Source organism: Bartonella sp. AA86SXKL (assembly GCF_042196885.1).
In genome coordinates this window covers 314-1,092 of record NZ_JBHIRE010000136.1, presented here as the reverse complement: position 1 = coordinate 1,092, position 779 = coordinate 314, and the positions used below count along the sequence as shown (strand labels likewise).

At 41.7% G+C, this 779-nt stretch carries 1 protein-coding gene and 1 pseudogene; both read right to left on the bottom strand.

Annotation, left to right across the window (positions count from 1 at the left end; genetic code table 11):
- A pseudogene (locus tag ACFIO5_RS10520) lies at nucleotides 1–130 on the bottom strand (protease modulator HflC); the annotation flags it as partial.
- A 2-nt stretch (nucleotides 131–132) separates the two neighbouring features.
- Nucleotides 133–779: protease modulator HflK (gene hflK, locus ACFIO5_RS10515; RefSeq protein WP_375705371.1), on the bottom strand; the 647-nt coding region annotated here is incomplete at its 5' end.

Sequence of the window (779 nt, the reverse complement as noted above, 5' to 3'; positions counted from 1 at the left end):
CTTTAACAATTTGCCCAAAACGTTTAATTGCCACTTGCTGACGAGGATAGACAATAAAAACGGACATCCACAAAACCATGAAAATAAGCACTATAGCACTCAACATAAACAAAAAACGAGACTGCTGCATCATTAGCGTCCTCCAGAAATGTGATTATCCAACAACGATGCAGAATGCGCTGATCTTGTTTTCACTTTTTCTGATGAATTGCTACGCAACAATTCATTCAAAGGAAGATAAGGCACCGCTGGAGAATTCGTTTGATCAAGAATTAACTTATTTGGTGAAGAAAAAATACGCCCCATCGTCTCCATATAAAGACGATAACGAGCGGCCTCTGGTGAAATTGCAGATTCACGAGCTATAGCCTGAAAACGCTCAGCACGCCCTGTTGCCTCCTCAACCATTCGTGCTTTTTCACCTTTTGCAATCTCCCGCGTTCGTGAAGCCTCACCATTGGCTAAACCAATCTTATTAAAACGCACACGATTTCCCTCTTCAATCATTCGCCCACGCTCCTGTTCTGCTTGCTGGACAGAATTAAACGCAGCAGCAACCTTGGTAGGAGGAGCAGCTTCACTGATCGACACACGGCTTATTTCAACACCAAGTTGATATTTATCTACAGTCAATTGAATAATTTTTCTAACGTCACTTGCAACTTCTTCTTTTTTATCACGTAAAACATCATCAACAGGCCTTGAACCAATGACTTCACGCATTGCACTCTCAGCAACCTGACGAACCGTCCCTTCTTGATCATTCACATTAAATAAAA